The organism is Flavobacterium flavipigmentatum (genome assembly GCF_020911905.1).
Lineage (GTDB): Bacteria > Bacteroidota > Bacteroidia > Flavobacteriales > Flavobacteriaceae > Flavobacterium > Flavobacterium flavipigmentatum.
Genome location: NZ_CP087133.1, coordinates 985211 through 1004841, shown reverse-complemented (window position 1 = coordinate 1004841; position 19631 = coordinate 985211). Strand labels below are relative to the sequence as shown.

The 19631-nt window shown below is 36.4% G+C and carries 15 protein-coding genes; 6 read left to right on the top strand and 9 right to left on the bottom strand.

Going from position 1 to position 19631, the window contains the following annotated elements:
* The first annotated feature begins 21 nt into the window (after positions 1–21).
* The 6 genes from LNP22_RS04750 (at position 22) to LNP22_RS04725 (ending at position 8963) form a co-directional block, all read left to right on the top strand.
* On the top strand, positions 22–1362 hold the full coding sequence (locus LNP22_RS04750) for a PSP1 domain-containing protein (protein ID WP_229975569.1): 1341 nt from the start codon (positions 22–24) through the stop codon (positions 1360–1362).
* Positions 1346–1831, top strand: coding sequence for a gliding motility lipoprotein GldH (locus LNP22_RS04745; RefSeq protein ID WP_210666916.1), 486 nt, complete (start codon positions 1346–1348; stop codon positions 1829–1831). The genes LNP22_RS04750 and LNP22_RS04745 overlap by 17 nt, the downstream gene beginning before the upstream one ends.
* A 2-nt stretch (positions 1832–1833) precedes the next feature.
* On the top strand, positions 1834–4140 hold the full coding sequence (locus LNP22_RS04740) for a penicillin-binding protein 1A (RefSeq protein ID WP_229975568.1): 2307 nt from the start codon (positions 1834–1836) through the stop codon (positions 4138–4140).
* A 192-nt stretch (positions 4141–4332) separates the two neighbouring features.
* Complete coding sequence (locus LNP22_RS04735; protein WP_229975567.1) at positions 4333–5034, top strand: CoA transferase subunit A; 702 nt, start codon at positions 4333–4335, stop codon at positions 5032–5034.
* A gap of 120 nt (positions 5035–5154) precedes the next feature.
* A complete protein-coding gene (locus tag LNP22_RS04730; protein ID WP_229975566.1) occupies positions 5155–5811 on the top strand; it encodes a CoA transferase subunit B in 657 nt (218 codons plus the stop codon).
* 368 nt (positions 5812–6179) lie between these two features.
* On the top strand, positions 6180–8963 hold the full coding sequence (locus tag LNP22_RS04725) for a M4 family metallopeptidase (RefSeq protein ID WP_229975565.1): 2784 nt from the start codon (positions 6180–6182) through the stop codon (positions 8961–8963).
* 137 nt (positions 8964–9100) lie between these two features.
* Here the strand turns inward: LNP22_RS04725 and LNP22_RS04720 are convergent, their stop codons facing one another.
* From LNP22_RS04720 to LNP22_RS04680, 9 genes are all read right to left on the bottom strand, one after another.
* A complete protein-coding gene (locus tag LNP22_RS04720; protein ID WP_229975564.1) occupies positions 9101–10705 on the bottom strand; it encodes a fumarate hydratase in 1605 nt (534 codons plus the stop codon).
* A 71-nt stretch (positions 10706–10776) separates the two neighbouring features.
* Positions 10777–11511, bottom strand: coding sequence for a hypothetical protein (locus LNP22_RS04715; protein ID WP_229975563.1), 735 nt, complete (start codon positions 11509–11511; stop codon positions 10777–10779).
* A 19-nt stretch (positions 11512–11530) separates the two neighbouring features.
* A complete protein-coding gene (locus LNP22_RS04710) occupies positions 11531–12217 on the bottom strand; it encodes a hypothetical protein (protein ID WP_229975562.1) in 687 nt (228 codons plus the stop codon).
* A 31-nt stretch (positions 12218–12248) separates the two neighbouring features.
* Positions 12249–13688 carry a nucleoside recognition domain-containing protein gene (locus LNP22_RS04705; protein ID WP_229975561.1) on the bottom strand — a complete coding sequence of 480 codons (1440 nt, stop codon included), beginning with the start codon at positions 13686–13688 and terminating at the stop codon, positions 12249–12251.
* A 111-nt stretch (positions 13689–13799) separates the two neighbouring features.
* On the bottom strand, positions 13800–14876 hold the full coding sequence (locus LNP22_RS04700; RefSeq protein WP_229975560.1) for a winged helix DNA-binding domain-containing protein: 1077 nt from the start codon (positions 14874–14876) through the stop codon (positions 13800–13802).
* Positions 14877–14946: 70 nt separating this feature from the next.
* Positions 14947–15660, bottom strand: coding sequence for a 3'-5' exonuclease (locus LNP22_RS04695; RefSeq protein WP_229975559.1), 714 nt, complete (start codon positions 15658–15660; stop codon positions 14947–14949).
* A 121-nt stretch (positions 15661–15781) separates the two neighbouring features.
* Positions 15782–16261: a methylated-DNA--[protein]-cysteine S-methyltransferase gene (locus LNP22_RS04690; protein ID WP_229975558.1), complete on the bottom strand. Its 480-nt coding sequence runs from the start codon at positions 16259–16261 to the stop codon at positions 15782–15784.
* A 135-nt stretch (positions 16262–16396) separates the two neighbouring features.
* Complete coding sequence (locus LNP22_RS04685; RefSeq protein WP_229975557.1) at positions 16397–17221, bottom strand: SDR family oxidoreductase; 825 nt, start codon at positions 17219–17221, stop codon at positions 16397–16399.
* 2 nt (positions 17222–17223) lie between these two features.
* Positions 17224–19617, bottom strand: a complete 2394-nt coding sequence (locus LNP22_RS04680) for a M28 family peptidase (RefSeq protein WP_229975556.1) — start codon at positions 19615–19617, stop codon at positions 17224–17226.
* Positions 19618–19631 lie beyond the last annotated feature (14 nt).

Sequence of the window (19631 nt, the reverse complement as noted above, 5' to 3'; positions counted from 1 at the left end):
TGCAACACTACATATAAAATTATGGCATGTACAAGTTGTTCAACCTCAGATGGTGGCGCACCAAAAGGTTGTAAAAATAATGGGACTTGCGGCACCGATAGCTGCAATAAATTAACGGTTTTTGACTGGCTTTCGAACATGAGTCCGTCTAATGGAGAGGCTATTTTTGATTGTGTTGAGGTGCGTTTTAAGAACGGACGTAAAGAATTTTTTAGAAATTCAGAAAAATTAACGTTAAGTATTGGTGATATTGTGGCTACTGTTGCTTCACCGGGACACGATATCGGGATTGTAACTTTGACAGGTGAATTGGTAAAAATTCAAATGAAGAAAAAAGGGGTCAATCACGAGAGTAATGAAGTACCTAAAATTTATAGAAAAGCATCTCAAAAAGATATTGACATTTGGTCTGCAGCGCGTGAACGCGAGGAACCAATGAAAGTTCGTGCTCGAGAATTGGCCATTCAGCACAAGCTGGAAATGAAAATTTCGGATATCGAATTTCAAGGTGATGGTTCGAAAGCTACGTTTTATTACACCGCCAATGACAGAGTCGATTTTAGACTTTTGATTAAGGATTTTGCTAAAGAATTTAGCACAAGGGTAGAGATGAAGCAAGTGGGTTTTCGTCAGGAAGCAGCTCGTTTAGGAGGTATTGGTTCTTGCGGAAGAGAACTTTGTTGTTCTACTTGGTTGACCGATTTTAGAAGTGTCAATACTTCGGCGGCACGCTATCAACAACTTTCGTTGAATCCTCAAAAATTAGCAGGACAATGCGGAAAACTAAAATGCTGCCTGAATTACGAATTGGATACGTACATGGATGCCCTGAAAGATTTTCCGGATTACGATACCAAGCTGGTTACTGAAAAAGGAGACGCAATCTGCCAGAAACAAGATATTTTTAAGGGATTGATGTGGTTTGCTTACACCAATAATTTTGCAAACTGGCATGTTTTGAAAATTGATCAGGTAAAAGAAATTATTGCCGAGAATAAGCAAAAAAACAAAGTTTCGTCTTTGGAAGATTTTGCTATTGAGGTGACTTTAGAGCCTGAAAAAGATTTTAATAACGCAATGGGGCAGGAAAGTTTAACTCGTTTTGATCAGCCGAAAAGAAAGAAAAAACCAAATCGCAAACGCAAACCAACAGAAAATGCGATTGTGGCCAACGCCCCGAAACCTCAGGCAAATAACAATATCAATGCCCCAAAGCCCGGAGGAGGAAACCCAAATAAACCCAACAAACCGAATAATAACAAGCCTAATAATTCGAACAAACCCAACAATAATTCGAACGAAAAAAAGCAAGGCGAACCTAGAAAACCTATAATTATTACTAAAAATGAGAATAAAAAATAGCGGAATTCTTCTTTTGGTAGGGATACTTCTTTTTTCTTGTGATAAAAAAAGAGTGTTTGATCAGTACAAATCTGTTGGAAGTGCGTGGCATAAAGACAGTATTGTAACCTTTGATTTGCCCGTTTTAGACTCCACAAAAAGATATGATTTATTTGTAAATTTGAGAGATAATAACAATTATCCGTTCAATAATCTTTTTTTGATTGTGGCTATCGAAACGCCAAACGGATTTACAAAAGTCGACACTTTAGAATATTTAATGGCCAATCCTGACGGCACACTTTTAGGAGAAGGTTTCTCGGATATTAAAGAAAGTAAACTATATTTTAAAGAAGGAGTAAAGTTTAGAGGAAAATACAAAGTACATATCAAACAAGCTGTTAGAGAATCAGGCAAGATACCAGGTGTTCAGGCTTTAGAGGGTATTACAGATGTAGGTTTTAGAATAGAACAAAAAGATTTGAAATAGTTATGGCTACCACAAAAAACAATCAACCAAATAGTGTTAAAGATATTAAGTATTATCAAAAGAAATTTTGGCGAATTTTCGTTTACGGGCTACTAGCGCTGCTAGCGTTTTTCTTGTTCGCTTCATGGGGCCTTTTTGGTTCGATGCCTTCTTTTGAAGATTTAGAAAATCCGGATTCTAATTTGGCTACCGAAATTATTTCATCAGATGGAGTCGTGATCGGTAAGTACTTTAAAACCAATAGGTCTCAGTTGAAGTATTCGGATTTACCGAAAAACCTTGTAGATGCTTTGGTTGCTACCGAAGATGCTCGTTTTTATGAGCATTCAGGTATTGATGGACGCGGAACTTTGCGAGCTGCTTTTTCCTTGGGGACCAATGGAGGAGCTAGTACCTTAACACAGCAGTTAGCAAAACAATTATTTCATCGTGGAGGATCTAGCTTTTTGCCCTTTAGAATAGTGCAAAAAGTAAAAGAATGGATTATTGCAATTCGTCTGGAAAGGCAGTATACCAAAAATGAGATTTTAGCGATGTACTGTAATGTATACGATTTCGGAAATTACGCTGTTGGGGTAAGTTCTGCAGCTCAAACGTATTTTTCTAAAGAGCCTAAAGATTTAACCATAGACGAATCGGCAATATTAGTTGGAATGTTTAATAATTCATCTCTTTATAATCCGTTGCGAAATCCTGTTGGTGTTAAAAACCGTCGTGACGTAGTACTTGGGCAAATGGTAAAAGCCAAGATGATTACGGAGTCTCAAAAAGAGAAGTACAAAGCCTTACCAATAAACTTAAAATTTAAGTTAGAAAGCCACCGCGAAGGAATGGCAACTTATTTTAGAGAATATCTGCGTGACTACATGAAAAAATGGATGGCTGAAAACAAAAAACCAGACGGTTCGGATTATGATATTTATAAAGATGGTTTGAGAATTTATACCACAATAGATTCGAGAATGCAAATGCACGCCGAAGAGGCTGTTTTGGCTCATATGAAAAATCTTCAGGAACAGTTTTTTATTGAATCTAAAACCAATAAGAATGCACCTTTTTTAAATATTACAAAAGCCGAAACGGATAGAATCATGATGCAAGCCATGAAAAATTCGAGCCGTTGGGCCATGATGAAAGATTTAGAAAAAAGTGAAGAAGATATTATAGCTTCTTTTAAAGTAAAAACTAAAATGCGCGTCTTTACCTGGAAAGGAGAACGAGATACCGTAATGACTCCGTTGGATTCTATTCGTTATTACAAACATTTTCTGCAGTCAGGTTTAATGGCGATGGAGCCTCAGACAGGTAGTATCAAGGCTTGGGTAGGCGGAATCAATTATAAATATTTTCAATACGATCACGTAGGACAAGGAGCGAGACAAGTAGGTTCGACTTTCAAACCAATTGTTTACGCAACTGCAATCGAGCAACTTAACATGTCGCCTTGTGACTCTATTCTTGACGGTCCGTTTATGATTCATAAAGGGAAACATAATGTTACGGAAGATTGGGAACCAAGAAACTCCGATAATAGATACCGTGGTATGGTAACTTTAAAGCAAGGTTTGGCAAACTCTATCAATACGGTTTCTGCAAAACTTATAGACAGAACGGGTCCTGATGCGGTGGTAGAACTGGCGCATAAATTAGGAATCAAGTCTGATATTCCTTCTCAACCTTCAATAGCGCTTGGTGCAGTAGATGCTACAGTAGAAGATATGGTAGCGGCTTACAGTACTTTTGCCAATCAGGGAGTGTATGTAAAACCTCAGTTTTTAAGTCGTATTGAAAACAAAAGTGGCGAGGTGATCTATGAACCAATTCCAGAATCACACGATGTACTAAATAAAGATATTGCTTTTGCCGTAATTAAATTGATGGAAGGTGTTACCGAGACTGGATCTGGTGCGCGTTTGCGTACACAAGGCGGTGGTAATGGCGACAATCGCTGGACAGGATATCCGTACATGTTCAAAAACCCAATTGCGGGTAAAACCGGAACCACACAAAACCAATCAGATGGTTGGTTTATGGGTATGGTTCCAAATTTAGTAACTGGTGTTTGGGTGGGTTGCGAAGATCGTTCGGCACGTTTTAAAAGCTTGACGTATGGTCAGGGAGCAACAGCTGCTTTGCCGGTTTGGGCTTATTTTATGAAATTATGCTATGCTGATGCAGGGCTTCAGGTTTCAAAATCTGCATTTGATCGTCCTCCTGGTTTGAGCATAAAAGTAGATTGTTACGTTAGACCAGCTGTCGTAAAAGATACTACTCAGACAGAGCAAAGTACAGACGAATTTGAACTGTAATTGTAAATTGACCTCTTTCTAAGTAGGTTTTCATTTCATAAAAATAAAGTATTGCCTTTTGTTTCTTCCTTAATTTTGGAAGATCCAAAAGGCTTTTTTTTGCTTTGACTATTATTTTTTTATGAAATAACTATTATTTAATCAAAAAACTTTATTTTTATCAAAATTATACGTCAATAAAGACCATTTGATATGATTACAAAAAAAGTAAATAATGTTCAGGAAGCAATAAAAGGAATCGAAAGCAACATGACGATTATGTTTGGCGGTTTTGGCTTATGCGGAATTCCGGAAAATACTATCGCAGCTTTGGTAGCAACATCAATTTCGAATCTTACTTGTATTTCTAATAATGCAGGTGTAGATGATTTTGGTTTAGGGTTGCTTTTGCAAAAAAGACAAATCAAGAAGATGATTTCTTCGTACGTGGGTGAAAATGCCGAGTTTGAACGTCAGATGCTGTCGGGCGAACTAGAAGTGGAGTTAATTCCGCAAGGTACTCTGGCAGAACGTTCTCGCGCCGCACAGGCTGGAATTCCTGCTTTTTTTACTCCAGCAGGTTTTGGAACCGAAGTGGCGGCAGGAAAAGAAGTGCGCGAGTTCAACGGAAAAATGCACATTATGGAAGAAGCTTTCAAAGCCGATTTTGCTATTGTAAAAGCATGGAAAGGAGACGAGGCTGGTAATCTTATTTTTAAAGGAACCGCCAGAAACTTTAATGCTTGTATGGCAGGTGCAGGAAAAATTACCATTGCTGAGGTCGAAGAATTGGTTCCGGTTGGTACTTTAGATCCCAATCAAATACATATACCGGGAATTATGGTACAGCGTATTTTTCAGGGAGAAAAATTCGAGAAACGTATTGAGCAACGAACGGTTAGAGTTAAAAATTAAATAATTGAGATATTATCATAATTGAGAGAATTTGATAATAAGATAATTGGAAAAAATGATCTGATCGATATATTATGACATTCCCTAATTGATAGATTTTTTAATTGACACATTATAAATATGGCACTTAGTAAAGAAGATATTGCAAAACGAATTGCAAAAGAGGTAAAAGACAGGTATTTTGTCAACTTAGGCATCGGAATTCCGACTTTGGTTGCGAATTACGTTAGAGAAGATATTGCTGTGGAGTTTCAGAGTGAAAATGGTGTTTTGGGTATGGGGCCTTTCCCTTTCGAAGGAGAGGAAGATGCGGATATTATTAATGCCGGAAAACAGACGATTACGACACTTCCCGGAGCCAGTTTTTTTGATTCGGCTTTTAGTTTTGGAATGATTCGAAGCCAAAAAGTAGATTTGACTATTTTGGGTGCGATGGAAGTTTCGGAAAATGGTGATATTGCCAACTGGAAAATTCCGGGCAAAATGGTAAAAGGAATGGGAGGAGCGATGGATTTGGTTGCTTCTGCCGAAAATATTATTGTGGCCATGATGCATGTTAATAAAGCCGGAGAATCAAAAATATTAAAAAAATGTACTTTGCCATTAACGGGCGTAGGATGCGTGAAAAAGGTGGTTACGGAGCTTGCTGTTCTGGAAATAACACCAAGGGGTTTTAAGCTCTTAGAACGCGCGCCAGGTGTTTCTGTTGAGCACATTATCGCTTCAACAGAAGCAGAATTGATTATTGAAGGCGAAATTCCGGAAATGAATATCTAAACGATTTTCTTTTTTTAATAAAATCATCAAAAAGCTAGCTTGTAATAGAGCTGGCTTTTTTTGTAGGACAAATTTAAGAGTTTATGAGTTTTTAGATTCTTTTCAACTCAAAAATTGGGCATTTGTACTATTACAAATAATTGAAAATTAATACTATAATTGCTTTTTCGCTATTTTTATTGTCAAATTATTGCGATTTACTTCGTAAAAATGAGTTTAAGATAAAAACAGTTGCATTTTATCGATTAAAGACAAATTTTACCGACCAATTACTTAAAATTAAATACTTTTATCCTTAAATAAAGTATTTACTTACTTTTACTATTTTATTTGTAATCTATTTAACAATTTTAAAACCAATAAGTATTATGGAAAGAAAATTACCCAAAATTATTACAACAGCAGTTGTTTTAACTTTTTCCTTTTCTGCATTTTCGCAGGTGGTAACCGACAAACGGGTTGATCTCAAAAATCTATCCGAGAACGGGCAACCTAGTTTAATTACTTTTAATGATAAGTCAGCTTACAAAGGCACTGACTTTAAAGCTGTTTTTAAGGAACAATTAGGTTTAAAAGACAATCAATCTTTTTCAAAAATTAAAACCGAAACCGATAAGGAAGGCTTTACTCATGAAAAATTTCAGTTGTATGAGCAAGGAGTTAAAGTAGAATTTGCCAATTATACATTACATTCAAAACAAGGAAAATTAGTTGCTATGAATGGAGAGTTTTATGCATTGGAAAATGTAAAAACAACACCAAAGTTGTCAAATAAAGCTGCTTTTGATAAGGCAATTGCACATACAGGAGCAAAACAATATCTCTGGGAAACACCATCAGATGCTGCTGCAATGGATTATGAGAAACCAAAAGGGGAGTTGGTTTTATTGCCAGATATGGAGGAACAAGGTCAATTAAGAAAAAGGGATCATGTGCGTTTGGCTTATAAATTTGATATTTATGCAACCAATCCGTTAAGTCGTGGTGATCTTTATATAGATGCCGAAACAGGTGAAGTTTTGTTTTATAATGCCACTATCAAACATTTAGGACAACATAGCCATGGTGGTCCTGCACCTGCAAATGTAGCTGCCAAAAGTGATAATTCTACTTTTGAAAATACTATTATAGCAGCAAATGCAGCGACTCGTTACAGCGGTACCCAAACTATACAAACTACATTGAGTGGTTCTTCTTATATTTTATCAGATGTTACTCGTGGAAACGGAGTTCAGACGTATAATTCGGCTCGAACAGCAACTTATCCCACAACCAATTTTACAGATGCCGATAATAACTGGACGGCTGCCGAGTACAATAATACTAATAAAGACAATGGTGCACTGGATGCACACTGGGGAGCCGAAATGACTTATGATTACTGGTCGGCGGTACATGGTAGAAATAGTTTTGATGGTGCAGGAGCAAAAATTAGAAGTTATGTGCATTATAACTTGGTTGCGGCAGGTTATCCAAACAATAATAATGCTTTCTGGAACGGAAGTGTTATGACGTATGGTGACGGTACGGGAACGGGTGGTTTTGACATTTTGACTGCAATGGATGTTGCGGGTCACGAAATTGGTCATGCGGTTTGTACGTATACGGCTAATTTGGCGTACCAAAAAGAATCGGGTGCGATGAATGAAGCTTTCTCTGATATTTGGGGTGCTTGCATTGAGTATCGTGCGGCTCCTAACAAATCTACGTGGTTGGTTGGGGAAGACATAGAAAGAAGATCGGGACATTTGGCTTTGCGTTCTATGAGCGATCCAAATTCTGAGGGACAACCTGATACTTATGGCGGAACGTATTGGATAAATGTAAATTGTACGCCAACTAGCAATAATGATTATTGTGGTGTTCATACCAATTCGGGAGTATTAAATCACTGGTTTTATATTTTATCTGTTGGAAAATCAGGAACCAATGATATCGGAAATGCGTATAACGTAACCGGAATCACAATTGAAAAAGCTGCCCAAATTGCGTATCGTTTAGAAAGTGTTTATTTGACTTCTAATTCAACTTATGCCAATGCTAGAACTTCTGGAATACAATCTGCAATTGATTTGTATGGAGCGGGTTCTCCTGAAGTAATCGCTACTACAAATGCTTTTTATGCAGTAGGTGTAGGTGCGGCATACGTAGGATCTTCTGATACTACGGCACCAACAACACCAACAAATTTAGTTGCAACCGGTACAACAGGATCAACAACAAACTTATCCTGGACAGCAGCAACGGATAATGTGGCAGTAACGGGTTACGATATTTACCAAGGAACGACCCTAAAAGGAAGTGCTACGACTACCAGCTATACTGTAACAGGTTTGACTCCATTAACAGCCTATAGTTTTTCTGTAAAAGCAAAAGATGCGGCAGGAAATGTTTCGGCGTCTAGTACTGCTGTAAATATAACTACCCTTGCAACGACTATAACTTATTGTACTTCACAAGGAAATAGTACTGCAGACGAAAGAATCGGAAAAGTTGTTCTGGGAACTATTAACAATACATCAACAGGAACAACGGGTTACGAAAATTTTACTGCTATTAGTACTAATTTAACGCAAGGAGTGGCCAATACCATTACTATTACACCAACATGGACTTCTACCATCTATAACGAAGCGTATGCAGTTTTTATCGATTATAATAAAGATGGCGATTTTAGTGATTCTGGCGAAACTGTCTGGACAAGAACAGCTTCTAAAATAACGCCAGTTTCAGGAAGTTTTACGATACCCGCTACGGCAAGTTTAGGTACTACACGAGTTAGAATTTCGATGAAATATAATGCGATTCCAACTGCTTGTGAGACTTTTTCTTATGGTCAGGTAGAAGATTATACGATAAATATCGTGGCAGGATCTGCTGTAGTTCAGGAACTAGTAACTTCTGAAATAGAGAAAGTAACAAATGATTCAAAAGTGACGATTTATCCGAATCCTGTGGTAACAAGTTTAAGTGTTTTATTATCAGATACAAAAGGTTCAACTTTTAAAATCATGAACACTTTAGGACAACAATTAGCTGCTGGAACATTGACAGAAAGTCCTGTAGATGTTAGCAAGCTAAATTCAGGGATTTATTTTATTGAAATAGATAACAATGGGAAAAGAATCGTTAAGAAGTTTATTAAGAAGTAAGAAGTAAGAAGTAAAATGTGATCTGTAAAAAGTGAATGTTTACTAAAAAAGAAAACCGCCTAATCAGGCGGTTTTTGTTGTTGTAATAGGTTTGTAAAACTTTGATCCTTTGATCCTTTGATCCTTTGTGCCTTCTATTAAAGATTCTCAAAGAAATCATTTCCTTTATTATCGGTAATGATAAAAGCAGGGAAGTCTTTTACAGTTATTTTTCGAACGGCTTCCATGCCTAATTCTTCAAAATCAACGACTTCTACTTTTAAGATATTGTCTTGCGCCAAAATCGCTGCAGGACCTCCAATAGAACCTAAGTAGAATCCACCGTATTTATGACACGCATCGGTCACTTGTTTGGTACGGTTTCCTTTGGCAAGCATAATCATACTTCCGCCATGTTTCTGGAATTCATCTACATAAACATCCATACGTCCTGCGGTGGTAGGGCCAAAACTTCCCGAAGCCATTCCTTCTGGTGTTTTTGCCGGTCCAGCGTAATAAATAGGGTGATTTTTAAAATATTCCGGCATCGGTTTGCCCGCTTCTAGTAATTCCATGATTTTAGCATGTGCAATATCACGAGCCACAATTACGGTTCCGTTGAGTTTCAAACGTGTTTTGATCGGATACTGCGCTAATTTCGCCAACATATCGGCCATTGGCATATTCAAATCAATTTCAACTGGCGCTTCTAAATGCGGAGCGGTTTCTGGTAAAAATTGCTTTGGATTTACTTCTAATTGTTCTACAAAAATTCCGTCTTTGGTAATTTTTGCTTTAATATTTCTATCGGCAGAACACGAAACGCCCAATCCAACCGGACAAGAAGCAGCGTGACGAGGCAAACGAATCACACGTACGTCATGCGTAAAATATTTTCCGCCAAACTGAGCACCAATAGCACTCTCCTGACAGATTTTCTGAACTTTTTCTTCCCATTCTAAATCGCGAAATGCTTGACCCGACATATTTCCCGAAGTAGGCAAGTGGTCGTAATAGCCCGCAGATGCTTTTTTAACGGCGCTTAAATTGGCTTCCGCCGAAGTGCCGCCAATGACCAAAGCCAAATGATAAGGTGGACATGCAGAGGTTCCTAAGTCTTTTATTTTTGTTCGAATGAATGCATCCAATGATTTTTCATTCAATAATGATTTTGTTTGCTGGTATAAGTAGGTTTTGTTGGCAGAACCACCGCCTTTTGCCATGAATAAAAATTCGTAAGAGGCGCCTTTTTTAGCATAAATATCAATTTGTGCCGGAAGATTCGAACCTGAATTTTTTTCTTCAAACATCGAAATCGGAACAATTTGCGAATAACGTAGATTGCGTTTTTGATAGGTATTAAAAATCCCTTTACTTAGCCATTCTGCGTCATCAACACCTGTAAAGATGTTTTCTCCTTTTTTGGCCATTACAATCGCTGTTCCTGTGTCCTGACAGCTTGGTAGCTGACCTTCGGCGGCAACAGATGCGTTTTGCAATAAATTGTAAGCTACAAAACGGTCATTGTCTGTGGCTTCTGGATCATCAAGAATCTTTCGTAATTTTTGCAAATGTGTCGTTCTTAGCATAAACGAAACATCGTTTAACGCTTCTTCGGCCAATAATTCTAACCCTTTTGGGTCGACAGTAAGAATTTCTCGTTCTCCAAATTGTGCTACTTTCACAAAATCAGAAGTGATTTTGCGATATTGCGTTTCATCCTTTAAAATAGGATAAGGATCTTGGTATATAAAATCAATCATTGCTTTGTTTTTTACAAAGTTAAAAATTATTTACCTAAGAAAGAATTTGAATTACAACTGTTTTTCAGGCTTTAATCCAGATCGTGAAACTCATTAAACGGAATCTTTTTCTCAAAGTAGACTTTGTCTTTTGCCGAAAGTAATTGCTTTTTCCAATGATTTCCGCTTAAGCGAAAGACAATCGAGTCGGAATAAGTTACCGTTCCCATTTCGTCATTGTCATTTTCAGGTTCAAATGAAACAGTCTTGCAATAAAAAGATTCGGTATTTGTTTTTGAAGTTGAGTTTTCAAACCTAACCCAGGTTCCCCAACCGCTATCTGACATGGCATACCATTGATGAACCAATTGTAAATTGGTGTTTTTTAGATAATAAAGATAATTATTAGATGTATAACCACAAGCGGGATATCCAAAACTAATTTGAATGAAAGGTGAGTTTTTAGGCGATTCGACTGAAGCCAATCCATATTTTGCTCCCCATTCTGATCCTTTTTCAATTCCTTTAATGGTAATTTTTGAATCGGCAGTTTTGGTTTTATTCAGATAAAAATCAAGTCGGTATCTTGCGGTAACAACACTGTCTTTGTCTGCTTTTTGATCCAGAAGATGCGCGAGGATATAATTTTCCTTTGATGTTTCTCCATCATCTGAAATGGAAATAGTATCTGTTTTTAAGAACTTTTCTTCAACAATACTCACGGTTTGAGTTTTATTTTCGGGTGTTGTACTTGTTATTTGTGGTTTAGATTTTGGTTTTTGACAACCAATTAAAAGCAATAAAACAAAAAGTGCTTGTATTTTCATGAATGTATATCGATGTTATTTATTGTACTGATAAAACCAGTAGTTTCTTTTTTTGATAGAGTTCTGCTAACGAAATTTTTTCTCCATTTAGGTAAAAAAGCTGATTTTCGAATGTAACTTCTTTGGGATCAATTAGGAAACAATAGTTGTCACGATCGTTTAGGACGCCCAGATTTTCGTAGTTTAATTCTATGATTTCAACATACTTTATAATGTTCAATTTATGAGCTTCTTCCAGCGTTATTGGGTGGTCATCGTATCTAAGACAGAATTTATCTCCTTCGCCGGGCATTCCAAACCACGGAATTGCTTTTGCAGATACCAATGAAATGTAGTCAGGAACCTCATGAAAAACAAATAATTTCTTTTCAAAATTTTCAAAAAAATCGGGCAAAGATTTTCTCTCAAATGGTTCGTTGTTATTCCAAAAATAAACACCTTGATTTTGCCATGACGGATCTTGCAGGTTTTTTTCGGTATTGTTGTCCCAATAATGCATGTACAATTCACGAGGCATAAAAGTCAGGATAGAATCGTTTATTAACCAGTCAATTTTATTGGGTTCGAATTTGTTTTCTTCTTTCTTCTCTTCGGTTTCAACTTCTACGTTAGTCTCCACTTCTTCAGTAAATTGATTTTTTTCCTCAGATGAGATGTTTTCGATAGTTTCAACTTCCTTTTTTTTACTAAAAAATCTTTTAAACATACTTCCTGTTTATTATTTGATAAAATGAAATTTAAAAAAACCAACTCGCCACAAAAATAGCAGTAATAACACAAATTACATCCACCAAAAGCATTGTCCCTAAAGCATAACGGGTATTTTTGATATTGACAGAACCAAAGTAAACGGCGATCACATAAAAAGTACTTTCGGCACTGCATTGAAAAATACTGCTCAATCTTCCTGTCAAAGAATCGGCGCCAAAAGTATTCATAGAATCAATCAAAAATCCTCGTGAACCTGCAGAACTAAAAGGACGAAGCATGGCTACGGGCAGTGCATCGGTAATTTGTTTGTTGACTCCCATATTCGAGAAAATAAAGGCAATCCCATCACTAATAATTTCAAACAAACCACTATTTCTAAAAAGAGAAATTGCTACTAACATTCCTAAAACATAAGGGAAAATGGTAACGCCGGTTTTAACTCCATTATTGGCTCCTACTACGAAGGCATCAAAAACGGTGGTTTCTGCGTCCTTAAATTTCTTTTCGTTTAAAAATGAAAACACCAGCGTAAAAACTATTATGACAAGTAATATCAACGCAGATAAATTTGTGGTGAAATAATTTTTTCCTATCAAATCTAGATGGTTTACATACATCAGCAAACCAATGATTGCCGCAATTAAAACCATTAAAGCAATAACTAAAGAAGCACTCTTGAAATTGATTTTTTGTTTGATTCCCACAATTAGAAAAGCCGCAATTGTACCGATAAACGAAGTAATAATACAAGGAAGCATTACATCAGCAGGATTACTTGCACCTGCTGCTGCGCGATAACCGATAATAGAAGTCGCTATTAAGGTTAAACCAGAAGCGTGGAGACACATAAACATAATCTGCGCGTCGCTGGCTTTGTCTTTTTCGGGATTTATTTCTTGTAAACTTTCCATCGCTTTAAGACCAAATGGAGTTGCAGCCGAATCTAATCCTAAGAAATTAGCAGCAAAGTTTAAAGTCATATACGAGATAGACGGGTGATTTTTTGGGATGCTCGGAAACACTTTTACAAAAACTGGACTCAATCCTTTAGCTAATTTTCCTGATGCTCCGGAAATGATTAAAAGTTCCATTAATCCGCAGAAAAAAGCCAAATAGGCAATAAGAGGCAAAATTAAATCAATCAATGTAGATTTGCAGGTTGGTAATAAACCATCAGATTTTTGAAGTCCGCTGTAAATTTTTACGGTTTTGTTTTTATAAACATACGTCGTATCGGCATTTAGCGTATTATGATTGATAATCATCGTTTGATCCGGTGCTTTTTTGATGCTGTCTTTTATAAAAGCAGGAAGCTGTTCAGCGTATTTTTCTGAAACCAGAATAAGATCATCTTTTTTACCATTCAATACAGAATCAATTGTATAAGTATTTGCAGTAAACAAAGTGATCATAATAAAGATGATCGACGAAATAAAGATAGTTAGCCAAAATCTGCTTAATACCATAATGCTGTTTTTTTTGTAAATGTAATTATTTCACAATAAAATGCACAAAGAATTTAGTGTGTAAACGAGAACAAAGTATTTAAAACCATACTGTTTTTGCAAAAAACCGATTTATTCGATAAGAATTTTGGTTTCGAGATAGTTTTCAAAAGCTTTAATGCCTTCAAACAGAATTGCTTTTTTGTGACTTTCGGTTTCATTAAAAAATTGCGTTTCTATTTTACCGTGATCTTTTTTGAGGGTTCTTTTCCAGGTTCCGATAACTTTACCGTTTTCAAGAATAACCGGTTTGAAAATGCCGTTGTTGGTGAAAGCCATCGATTGATGTTCTATTAAAATAGAAACTTCTCGTGTTTTATACGAAATTAAAATCTCATCAAATGCCGGGATAAAGTGTACGCTTTCGCGGAAGTTGTTTTTAAGAGAATAATCTTTTCCAAACCAATATTTTTGACCATCAATTTCAACTGAATTCAATTGCAATTCAATTGCATTAATGGTTTGTTTACAAATTGTTGTTGGAAAACCAGACCACCATGAAAAGTCATGAAGCGTAGCAGGGACGTGGCTTTCGAAGTATTTTAGAGCTAATTTTGTTAAGCCTTCTTCTTTGGTTAGTTTGGATTTTGGTTTTGAAACTCGCTCTTCGAGTAATGCATAAGTCATTTGTTTTCCTCGCGTTTTTCCGCTGCAGACTAAACCGTCTAGTTCTGCATACATCATAATAAGAACCGGACTTAAAAAATATTCACCCGTAACCTTTTTAACATTAAGTTCTTGAATGATTTCATCACGGGTTAAATGATTATTTCCGGCCAGCATTTTTTCAATTCTCGAATTAATCTTGTCAAACTCCTTTTCATCATAACCGTATTTTATGGTTTCAGCAAGAATAATACGTTTGACTTGTGGTCCAGAAACATCCAACATCCAATAAATATCATCGGCAGAAACAAAGTGCCAGGTTGGTCGTAGAATATGGGTACGAATAATTTCTCCTAAATTTATAGTTTCTTCAATCTCTTTTTCTGTTGCATCACATCGAGAACCAATCGCCCATTTTGCCATTGAATAATCCTGAGCCTGCATGGCACCTAAATGATGAACAATTTCTTGTGGAGAACTTGAACTGGTTTCTAAAAGCTTTTGTGAAACAAGCCTTTGATGTGAAATTTCCCGATGCGTCATTTCTAAAATATTTAAATTTTATAATCTAAAACTTTGCGCCTCTGTAACTTTGTCGCTTTACCTCTAAAAATTAAACATGAATAATTTCCTCATCAATCAGTAAATCTTCGCGTCGCAAACGAAGAAAAATCTGTGCCACGGCAATAGTATCTTTTTCGCAATAGGTCACAATTCGGTCAATGTCTTTTTCTACATAAAAAACATGCGCAACCTGACTGCCGTCGATATCGCCTTTTGGAGAAGGGATTCCGAGAATTTTGGTCAGTAATTTCAAAGAAGTAAAATGCTTATAATCGCCAAATTTCCATAATTCTAAAGTATCCAGATGTGCAATTTCCCATGGTTTTTTTCCAAAGAGATTCAGTTTGTCTGGAATGGCAATTTGGTTGATGATCATGCGTCGCGCCAAAAAAGGAATGTCGAATTCCTTAGCGTTATGCCCGCACAAAAGATGTTGCGGCTGATTGAAATGGTTGTTCAGTAAATTATTAAAATCCTTTAAAATTTTCTTTTCGTCTCCGAAAAAAGAGGTTACCCGAAAGTTTCGAATGTCACCTTTTATCGTAAAATAGCCTACAGAAATACAAATAATTTTGCCAAATTCTGCCCAAATGCCGGCACGTTCATAAAATTCTTCGGGAGAAAATGCGTCTTTTCGCTGGTATTGTGTTTTATGATCCCAAAGCGATTGCATTTCGGCGTCAAGCGAATTAAAATTCTCTTCTTCCGGAACGGTTTCTATATCGAGAAATAAAATATTGTTGAGGTTTATTTTTTCAATCATTGCTGAGGCGTCTTAAATGTTTAGACTCGTGAGATTGTTTGTTTTATAAATATAAACAAATTTCACTTAAAATAAGAAAAAGATTATATTTTGTAAAAAGTTTCGTTTCTTTTTTACATTATTATGAAAACAAACTTTGTTGTGTACTAGGGTTTTCGTGCTCCAATAACCATTTTTTACGATGTAAACCACCAGCATAACCTGTGAGTGAACCGTTTGTTCCAATTACCCGATGACACGGAACCACGATCCATAACGGATTTTTGCCATTGGCCGATGCCACCGCCCGAATCGCTTTTAAATCACCCAATTTTTTGGTTTGATCGCTGTAACTTATGGTTTTTCCAAAGGGAATTTCTAATAGTGATTTCCATACTTTTTGCTGAAATTCTGTGCCTTTCGGATTTAATTTTAAATTGAAGTTGGTTCTTTTGCCTTCAAAATACTCATGAAGCTGTAAAACGGCTTCTTTTAAAATTTCCGGAATTACCACCGAAACCTCGTTTTCGCCTACATCTGAAACTGAAATGACAGCAATACCGTCTTGATCTCCCATGATTTTGGTAATTCCTAAAGGCGAATTGATATAGGCTGTTTCCATAATTTAACTTCAAAGAAAAGAGTTCTTGAGCAAAGTTCGTAAAGTTTTTTGCTCCCTACATTTAAATGATTGAAGAAATTCTAGGACTGTAGGTTGTAAAATTTCTAAAACTTCATTTAAATTAATTTATATGATTTAATAATCGTCCATTTTAAAGTGATAATTTAAAACACGTTCGATTTTTTCACTAGAAATTACCTTTTTTATATTCGTTTTTTCAGCACTAAATTTCGGTAAAATCAAGTTTTGTTCTTTTGCTTTTTGAGTATAATATTCTTCTCTTGTGGGATGAAAGGGTGCAACGGCGTTGAAAACTTCGTTCCATTTTGATTGATAGATGATTTCTTGGATGACTCTAATACAATCATTTTGATGAATTAAGTTGACGGGAGCATCTGGATTTTCTAAATTTTCTTTACCAGCCAAAAATTTCACGGGATGTCGGTCTTCACCAATTAATCCTCCGAAGCGCAAAATAGTGGTTTGAAAGTCTTGATTTTGTTGTAAAAGACTTTCTGCCAAAAGCAATTGTTTACCGCTTTCTGTTTCCGGATTCGCATTAGTTTCTTCTGTAATCACACTATTTTCGTTGCCATAAACAGAAGATGAACTTACAAAAAGTACTTTTTTTACACTTGATTGTTCAATAAAAGAAATCAGGTTTTTGATTTTTTCTACAAATATTTTCTTTTCAGTAGTTGTAGAATCTACATTGCTTCCGCGTAATTTGGGCGGAATATCGATAATCAGTATTTCGCTTTGTGCTAAAAAATCCTCTATAGCGCCTGAAACACTTTCGCTTTCAAGCGCCACCAAAAAAGGATGTATTCCTGCATTTTCTAAAACAGAAAGTTTGTTTTCAGAAGTAGTAGATCCTTTTACAGAATAACCTTCCTGAATGAGTCTTTTCGCCAATGGCAAACCCAGCCAACCACAACCTAAAATACTTATTTGACTCATTTTTATTCAGGTTTAACGCTTGTTGTCAAACTATCTTTTGCAGGCGCAACAGTTTCTTTTGCAGGAAGAACTGCAATTGGTTTTACTGGTGCCAGCGTCTGTCTTTTGATTTTTTGCTGAATTAAAACGGCATCATTGAGCACAAATGGCGTTGGCATCATCCAGTCGCTTCTTGGGGCAATCTTAAACAGTGGATTGGTCATAAGATCGAAAGAACTTTCTATTAAATCCATATCAAAAATGGATGAGTTATTGATTGTGAATTCTAATGTAAGAGGTTCGTTTTTTACTACATAATAAGTGATCATCTTCATCCCGTCTCGTTTTAGAACATTTCCCTTTTCACCATAAGTCTTGACACCATTGGCTTTGAAATTGTAGAAAGTCATTTTGAGATTGGCAAAAATATCGTAACGATTTACTTTTCTGTTCGGTCTAATTTGAATTTTCATGTGACGGCGACTACCGACAAGGCTGTCTCTAAGAAAAAGAATCGTTGGTTTTGGCACGGCTACTTTTGGCGCAATAGCACTGTAAGTAAAGCCGGAATTGTATTTGCTGTAAATGGGCAATTTGTTTAAACCCACTGCTTTTTGAGAGTTTTGGCCTAAGTAGGTTTTGGTCCAATCGTCAAGATTGATATCGTAAGTGGTCCAGACAGCAGCATCATTGTCTGCATTGTACACGTATAACAAACTGTTGGATTTGGCTTTGCCATACTGGTAATCAGAATGATATCCTGCATATACAAAACAAGAGATTGCAATAGTAAAGAAAAACAATGTCCAGGCTCCTTTTCTAGCAAACGACCCGAAAACAGGCAGTAATAATCCGAATGCCAAAACGGTAAGAACAGCGCTTCCAAAAAGAACTTTCAATCCTAAACCTACCGGAAACATTTGAATAAAGGGCACAATAATGATTAATGCAGGAATACTGAAAATTAAATTCAGTCCTAAACTAGAACCTTGGGTCAGGACATAAATTCCGAATAAAATGAGTCCAAAATAAACAGGAATAATCAAAAATCCGGCTCCTGTCAAGCTGTTGGCCAGAAAGGCATTTACGATAATCCAAAGCAATAAAGGTGCTACATAATGGTTCATAGTCACTTTTGCTTCTGAAAAATTGCGATAAAAAGCAAAGCAAATAGCGAGACTCAGGGCTACAAATCCGCCAATGTAAGCGTGACCGTTATATGTAAATCCGTTTAACAGATCATTGTATTGCGGATAGATTTCGAGAAAAATTTTCCATCCCAAAAAAGTAACAAAACCAGCAACAATCACCGATCCGATTAGCGGTACAAAACCTCTGAACATTTCGCTAAATGTCAGGACACGTTTTGCTTTTCCTATAAAAATAAAAAGAATCAGTAATCCTAATGCAATCAAAGTCATTGGGAAAACCCATGTAAACGGATAGGTAACAAACGAAAACGGAATGTTAAAATAAACGTTATCTTCTGTTGTAACGGTTTGGTTAAGGTCGATATTAGAAAAATACTTCAGCAAAGGCATCAAATAAGTACCCTGATGTTTAAGTGTAGTCTTGCTTAAATGCTTGATGTCATCTTGTTGTGTGTGATAATTGTAATGACTGTCGATAAAGGCAAAATTGAATCCTTGAATGTTGCCTTGTTCTCTAAAAACGGTCAAATCGGTATCATTCGGGAGCATTTTATAAATACTGTACATCAACGAGTTGGATACAGGATAGGTTGTTTTTGCTTTTTTAAATTCTTGAATAAGTCCCTGATTCCCCTGATTGGTCTCCATTAACATATAACTTGGTCCAGAAGAGCCTCGGGCTTCAAAATTAAGTACCAAACCAACCTCTTTTGCCCACTGATGTTCGTTAACAAAAAGTGCAGCACCGTTTAAACCTAATTCTTCGGCATCTGAAAAAAGAATGATAATGTCGTTTTTATGCGGTTGTTTGCTGTATAAAAATGCGCGAATTCCTTCTAAAATGGTTGCAACTCCCGAAGCATCATCGCTGGCTCCTTTAGAAAAAGAGTGTGGAGCACTGTCATAGTGCGAAAGTAATAATAGCGCTTTAGAATTATTGGTTCCTTTTATTCGAGCTAAAATATTTTTCGACTTTACCAATAAACCTCTGTCATTTAAGGTAAATCCTTCCTGAGTACTAGTCTCAAGACCAATTCTGTTGAGCTCTAATTTTAGGTAGTTAGCCACCAACTCGTGATTGGTCGAGCCAACATAATGTGGTTTCTGAGCAATGATTCTAACCTGTTCGAAGGCTCTTTCGGTCGAGAATTCTGCCAAAGCTTCTTCGTCTTTAGTGATAAATTGCGGCATCATTGACGCATAAATAACACCCAGAATCGCCAGGATGCAGATAAAAGCGGTTATGGAATTGTAATTTTTTTTCATGGGATATTTGGGGG

Bases quoted from the DNA above. Each gene is read 5' to 3' on its own strand.
- LNP22_RS04750 (WP_229975569.1), top strand. From the start codon at position 22: ATGGCATGTACAAGTTGTTCAACCTCAGATGGTGGCGCACCAAAAGGT.
- LNP22_RS04745 (WP_210666916.1), top strand. From the start codon at position 1,346: ATGAGAATAAAAAATAGCGGAATTCTTCTTTTGGTAGGGATACTTCTT.
- LNP22_RS04740 (WP_229975568.1), top strand. From the start codon at position 1,834: ATGGCTACCACAAAAAACAATCAACCAAATAGTGTTAAAGATATTAAG.
- LNP22_RS04735 (WP_229975567.1), top strand. From the start codon at position 4,333: ATGATTACAAAAAAAGTAAATAATGTTCAGGAAGCAATAAAAGGAATC.
- LNP22_RS04730 (WP_229975566.1), top strand. From the start codon at position 5,155: ATGGCACTTAGTAAAGAAGATATTGCAAAACGAATTGCAAAAGAGGTA.
- LNP22_RS04725 (WP_229975565.1), top strand. From the start codon at position 6,180: ATGGAAAGAAAATTACCCAAAATTATTACAACAGCAGTTGTTTTAACT.
- LNP22_RS04720 (WP_229975564.1), bottom strand. From the start codon at position 10,705: ATGATTGATTTTATATACCAAGATCCTTATCCTATTTTAAAGGATGAA.
- LNP22_RS04715 (WP_229975563.1), bottom strand. From the start codon at position 11,511: ATGAAAATACAAGCACTTTTTGTTTTATTGCTTTTAATTGGTTGTCAA.
- LNP22_RS04710 (WP_229975562.1), bottom strand. From the start codon at position 12,217: ATGTTTAAAAGATTTTTTAGTAAAAAAAAGGAAGTTGAAACTATCGAA.
- LNP22_RS04705 (WP_229975561.1), bottom strand. From the start codon at position 13,688: ATGGTATTAAGCAGATTTTGGCTAACTATCTTTATTTCGTCGATCATC.
- LNP22_RS04700 (WP_229975560.1), bottom strand. From the start codon at position 14,876: ATGACGCATCGGGAAATTTCACATCAAAGGCTTGTTTCACAAAAGCTT.
- LNP22_RS04695 (WP_229975559.1), bottom strand. From the start codon at position 15,660: ATGATTGAAAAAATAAACCTCAACAATATTTTATTTCTCGATATAGAA.
- LNP22_RS04690 (WP_229975558.1), bottom strand. From the start codon at position 16,261: ATGGAAACAGCCTATATCAATTCGCCTTTAGGAATTACCAAAATCATG.
- LNP22_RS04685 (WP_229975557.1), bottom strand. From the start codon at position 17,221: ATGAGTCAAATAAGTATTTTAGGTTGTGGTTGGCTGGGTTTGCCATTG.
- LNP22_RS04680 (WP_229975556.1), bottom strand. From the start codon at position 19,617: ATGAAAAAAAATTACAATTCCATAACCGCTTTTATCTGCATCCTGGCG.